At 36.5% G+C, this 5857-nt stretch carries 6 protein-coding genes; 1 reads left to right on the forward strand and 5 read right to left on the reverse strand.

Annotation, left to right across the window (positions count from 1 at the left end; genetic code table 11):
* Positions 1-287 precede the first annotated feature (287 nt).
* Complete coding sequence (locus E5A76_RS03170; protein WP_237458932.1) at positions 288-1595, forward strand: winged helix-turn-helix domain-containing protein; 1308 nt, start codon at positions 288-290, stop codon at positions 1593-1595.
* A gap of 34 nt (positions 1596-1629) precedes the next feature.
* Here the strand turns inward: E5A76_RS03170 and E5A76_RS03175 are convergent, their stop codons facing one another.
* The 5 genes from E5A76_RS03175 to E5A76_RS03195 all read right to left on the reverse strand — a co-directional run bounded on the left by E5A76_RS03175 (position 1630) and on the right by E5A76_RS03195 (position 5209).
* The gene (locus E5A76_RS03175; protein ID WP_053988976.1) at positions 1630-2079 is read right to left on the reverse strand and encodes an NfeD family protein; all 450 of its coding nucleotides are present in this window, start codon (positions 2077-2079) and stop codon (positions 1630-1632) included.
* Positions 2076-3005, reverse strand: a complete 930-nt coding sequence (locus tag E5A76_RS03180) for an SPFH domain-containing protein (protein WP_053988975.1) — start codon at positions 3003-3005, stop codon at positions 2076-2078. The genes E5A76_RS03175 and E5A76_RS03180 overlap by 4 nt, the downstream gene beginning before the upstream one ends.
* A 201-nt stretch (positions 3006-3206) precedes the next feature.
* The gene (locus E5A76_RS03185; RefSeq protein WP_053988974.1) at positions 3207-3482 is read right to left on the reverse strand and encodes a hypothetical protein; all 276 of its coding nucleotides are present in this window, start codon (positions 3480-3482) and stop codon (positions 3207-3209) included.
* A gap of 409 nt (positions 3483-3891) precedes the next feature.
* The gene (locus E5A76_RS03190) at positions 3892-4500 is read right to left on the reverse strand and encodes a histidine phosphatase family protein (protein ID WP_053988973.1); all 609 of its coding nucleotides are present in this window, start codon (positions 4498-4500) and stop codon (positions 3892-3894) included.
* 229 nt (positions 4501-4729) lie between these two features.
* On the reverse strand, positions 4730-5209 hold the full coding sequence (locus E5A76_RS03195; RefSeq protein ID WP_053988972.1) for a hypothetical protein: 480 nt from the start codon (positions 5207-5209) through the stop codon (positions 4730-4732).
* Positions 5210-5857 lie beyond the last annotated feature (648 nt).

Raw genomic sequence — 5857 nt, forward strand, 5'->3', positions numbered from 1 at the left:
GCATCAGCTGCTCCTTTTTTATTTGTTAACCAAATGAAAGCAAAAAACAACCTATCCGTAACAGCAATAAACAGTTTCAAAATCAAGTTTCGACCTATTCAGACGGTCAATTTCACAAACAACTAAAGCTGTATAATTTTCAAACCACTCAATAGCTATGGTTACTAAAAAGCCTGTTAAAATTAACAAGTTAGAAAAAGATAAAAGCAATATCGTAAAGAAACTTCTACTTATTTACATAACTTTTTATAGATTTTCGTGATATTATACAAAGTTGAAAGATATCAATGACTAGAGGTGTATGGATGCCAAGTACTGAGCAGATAAGATTCCAAACGGATGTATGTTATATAGAAAGCCAAGGCATTCTTAAAACATCTGAATCTACGCTCAAGTTAAATTTATCTGAGCAATATATTCTATCTTACCTCATCGATAATTACGGTAAGCCTGTTACTAAAGATGAACTCCTAAAAGTTGGCTGGCCTGATCGCATCGTTACAGAAGCTTCTCTCTTTCAAGTTATTCGTGCTCTTCGTGTAAAACTCAATGAAGAAAAAAAAGGTGATGTTATTGAGACATTGCCTCGCGTTGGCTATCAAATTCGTGAATTCAAGCGCGAAACTATCGATTATTCAGAAAATGAAAATTTATCGCCATTTAAAAAGATAGGGAAAAAAACGGCTATCGTAGGTGCTATTGGCTTAACGGCTATTGGCGCAGGTATTGGCTGGATGCAATATGTACCATCACACAGCCCGACTAATTATATTATTGAAAAAGATCATATTGGCAGTAACGACATTACCTTAGTGACTGCTAATGCTGACGATTTGGCTGATCTGCGCAGCAAAGTCAAAGAAATGCTCAAAGGCCAAACGAAAAAGTACGGTAAATTGGTCACCAAAAACGAAAAGGTATACCTTTTTAAGTCTGACAACTTCTATTCAGCGGCCTGGTGTGCCGTCGATGACAATAATCAATGTATTAAAAATACAGATTTTAGCTATAAAGTTGCACCGGATGAATGGGATAAATTTGCAAAAATAGTGATAAACAATCAGAAGGTTTATCATGAGACGCCTGTTATAGAAACAGAATACTCACGCGAGCCCACTTCGGTTGTTTACGCTTCATATATTGATAAGTCAGGTATTCAATCAAAAATCATGCATTACTTCATGACGCCTACTAATAAAAAAGGCGTATTTGATTATTCCATGATGTCATTTATCAAAGAACCTGATACCGGGCTATTTCATGCATTAGCGATCAGTGCATCAAAAGCCTATATCGAGAACCGCGAGACTCAGTTTTTACAAACATTGAAGGTACAACCAGAAATGTTCCATTGGGCATATCAACCTAGCCCTAATTATGATGAGAAAGAGTCGCTTGCATTAAAGCATACTAGCCATTTTGAAAACACGTATGCCGACAAGAAACCATTCTATAACTATATCGTTTATAAGCAGCCACATTTGCTGTTAATGCTTAATGAGTTAACGGGTTTCTTCTGGAATAGTACAAGCCAAGGCGATCCATCTATGTATTATTCTGATGAGCTATCGGCACCGAAGCACAGTAAAGAATAAATAAAAAGCGCAGTTAATACTGCGCTTTTCAATATCAGTAAGGTTTTATGACTAAGATAATTCCTTCCACTGCCACCACTTCTACCTTTTGCCCGATGTCTAAATCCACATCAGTTTTCACGCTCCAAGTGGTATCACCAAATTGTAGCCGACCAGCACCTGCTGTCATGGCTTCTGTTACAACGCTACGTTGCCCTATCATTTGCGCACCACGTTGATTCAATTTAGAAACTGAAGCATCGGATTTATCTTTCTTATGTTGATATCGCCACCACAGCCAAGTGGTGAACAATGCAAACACCGCAAACGATACCCATTGTAATGGCCATGAGATTGGCAGCATCAATACCAAAATACTCACTAGAACAGCAGAAATACCTAGCCATAGCAGATAACCTGCCGTTCCTAGTAACTCAAGTAGCAATAACACTAAACCTATTGCTAGCCAATGCCAGAAGTTCATTTGTTCTAGTAGGTAGATCATGCATTATTACCTTTATCTGATTTATTGCCCCATAATTCTGCGATACCAGCAACAGAGCCCATCAAGCCTGTTGTTTCTAATGGCATCATGATCACTTTACCATTTTCAGACTGACCAATCGCTTTCAATGCTTCTGTATAGCCTTGGGCAACAAAATAATTCACCGCTTTAATATCACCGGCGGCAATCGCATCGGATACCATCTTAGTCGCTTTTGCTTCCGCTTCTGCTGCACGTTCACGGGCTTCGGCTTGTAAAATAGCAGCTTGCTTATCACCTTCAGCCTTTAAAATTTCTGACTGTTTTTGACCTTCAGCACGCAAAATTTCTGCTTGTCTAACCCCTTCTGCCTCTAAAATTTCAGCACGCTTATTACGCTCCGCTTTCATTTGCGCATTCATGGCTGCGGTAAGATCAGCTGGCGGTTGAACATCACGAATTTCAATACGAGTAATTTTGATCCCCCAAGCATTCGTTGCGTTATCCACTATCGATAATAAACGGCTATTAATGGTGTCGCGTTGAGAAAGCATTTCATCAAGCTCCATCGAACCAAGTACTGTACGCATATTCGTGAGTGTTAAATTACGGATTGCGTGCTCTAAATCCGACACTTCATACGCTGCTTTCGCTGCATCAAATACCTGAATAAAACATACAGCATCAATAGTGACTGATGCGTTATCACGGGAAATCACTTCCTGTGCAGGAATATCTAATACACGCTCCATCATATTGACTTTATTACCAATCTTATCAATAAAAGGCACAATAAGATTTAAACCAGGGCGTAATGTTTTGGTATAACGTCCAAAACGCTCTACCGTCCATTCAGACCCTTGATTAACGGTTTTTACACAAGATGCAACTATTACAATGGCAACTGCAATAAATATCACAATGGTGATCAATGAATCATAAGGCATGTCTTCTCTCCAACTTATAGGCTTGGAAAGTATTGTACTGCTCAAATTGTATAAATATGCATCAATGATACAAAAATGAGATCTGGTTAAAAGCCAACTGATTGAGAAAAGGGATATTTATAGAAAGGAGTAATACATCAGAAATAAAAAACGCCAAATGCGCTAACACTTGGCGTTACTCTTATAACAGCTAATCAGTGATTAGCATTTACGCATGGTAATGTCTTCAAACTCACCATCAATAACATTATGAGATGATTGTTCGCGGTAATCAGTGTTTACTTTGCGATCTCGACCGGCAAAACCTTCACTAAAGGTGCGCTGTTCAAACTCTACACCTTCAGATGCAAGTTTACGCTTAATGAATGGTTTAGCAATTAATGCCGCGATACCCATAAAAAGAGCCATAATCGCAGCAAATGAAACAGTAAATAATCCAATAACTACAGCAACAAAACCAGTAAGTAAATTTTTCATGGCCAAGCCTCTCTTTATAATTTTTAGCAAGAACCACAGTGAATCACCGTTTTCTTGTCTAACTGTTCTGTACTATCACGTAGCAGCTATTTTGTGTTAACACCAAACTAACTGAACTAAGATGAATGGATGATGAACATATAACTCATTGTTATCACTATGCATCTTATCTAACGAGAAACTGAATATTTAAAAGACCGTTAGCATACAAAACAAATTATAAACGCCTGAGTATAGAAGCCTTCACTAGTGCTTTGTAACAAAACCGACTTTGCTTGGTTAAAACAAAGTAAGGATGGTTACACTACACAGTTCATCACATTCTAACTTAGGCAGTTGCTAAAACCTTTGGAACTATAGCACTTCAAAATTCTAAAAAGCAATAATAAACACTGCTTTTTATACGCTGTTAAACAGCTTCTGCTGTTACAACCTCACATTGAATACGACTGAGCTTATCATCGGCAAGCAAGAAGTACGCATTTTGCGGCAAATCTTGTTCAAATGTTTCACTGTAACTCATCGCGGTATAGACACCTCGAAATACCGCACCTGTTAAGCCATGAGAAATAACAATCACATGATCCGGCACTGTATCATCATCAAGAAAGTCTTTCACACGAGTAACAACTGATTCATACGATTCACAATGAGGTGCTGATAAATACCAATCACGATGATTTAATAACTTAGGATTTTGCTTTACCAGATCAGGAATAAAGCACATTTCCCAATCCCCTAAGTTAAATTCTTTCAACCGTTCATCAGTGATTATGCTGTTACTGTCGATACCTAACTCTGTACATACAATTTGAGCAGTTTCTAATGCTCGGCCTAATGGGCTACTGTAAACCGTCCACTGCTTTTTATTTGCAATTTTTCTATTTAATGATGCTCCAAGAGTTGCAGCTTGGGTTTGTCCTAATGCAGTCAATTCAGAGTTACAGTGTCCTTGTAAACGTTGCTGTGCGTTAAACGTTGTTTGACCATGACGTAATAAGAAAATGCTTTTTGACATTGTGTTCCCCTTGCGAAGTAAGGAAATTACAACACTTATTAGCTTGCGACAAGTTGAACAGATCTAATTGTCGCCTCATTAAGCGCACAATAAGATTACAGTGGGAAATGTTTTATAATGTGATGATAAATCGAACGATTTATCCACCTATCATTGCATAAAAAATTAGATATAACGCATAAAGTAATTATGGGAATAAGATTACTCACCTTATCCCCCACTCACAATTTTAGAGATTCATCCATACATCACTGAAACGCTGAGTTGAAATATGGAAGAAAAGATCATCACGTTGCTTATAAACGTTAACGAATGTTTTTTCCATATCAACGAATTCTGTATTCTTAAACTGTGAAACAACAAATGTTAAGTCAGCATTTGATTTTGGTGTATAAGCCCAGTAATTCAAATTATCTTCGTTACGTTGGCAATATTTTTCCATTTCAATTTTCTTGCCATTCACAACCATTGAAACCGTACTATGAAGACCTTGGATATTACACTGACTTAGAAAGCGTTCAAAACCATTGTTGTTATACTTAGCTTTATATAGTTTAAAGAAAAGTTTTTTACCGCCAGATTCAGGAGTGGTGATCAAAGCTGATAAAACGTAGTGACCGTCAATACTTGATGAGTTCCAATCCTCTGCTTTCACATTTAATGAACACATCATCATTAAAATAGATGCAATACATAACAGCTTACTCATATTATTCCTTTAACATCAATAACAGCTACAATAAAAAGAGGAAACGTCCTTTTGGTTTTAGTTTAACAGCAATGTTATGCGTCATCAAAAGAATAAGATCGCGTTACACTGCTATAGCTGTAACTTTTATACATACTTTGAGTATTTTTTTACCAGCTTAAATAATAGTTATTACTAAAAATAATGGGATATTGGATGATATATGCGACGCATATCACTCTAAATTAATCATCGTTAATTAGTTACACTTTCAATCTTGCTTTTCATCGCAAAACAACCAAAATAAATTTCATTTTATATATGAGATATTAACCGCACAAATCAATAATAATGACCGCTTTTTGCGTTATTAAATGTGAATACTTCTCAAGGTTTTCAATAATATAGATGAAGTTTATGACACTAAATTATTGCCCAGAAATATATCTAATACGTTGTTTATTTGGTAAAAAAGCAAGCAGTGGCAGCGCTATGAGCGTCATTCAGACGTAAGAAGGTCTTATGTAAATTAACTACAAATTAGCCATTATCAAAAAAGGTTTAATGGAAAGCCACCAAAAGCTTCTCAATTTAAACTTAACATCAATACTATAATGATATTTTTCATTAACTCACTTCCTTTTAATTTATTACTCAATTAACTGACAC

The sequence above is a fragment of the Photobacterium lucens genome, assembly GCF_009873615.1.
In the GTDB taxonomy this organism is placed as follows: domain Bacteria; phylum Pseudomonadota; class Gammaproteobacteria; order Enterobacterales; family Vibrionaceae; genus Photobacterium; species Photobacterium lucens.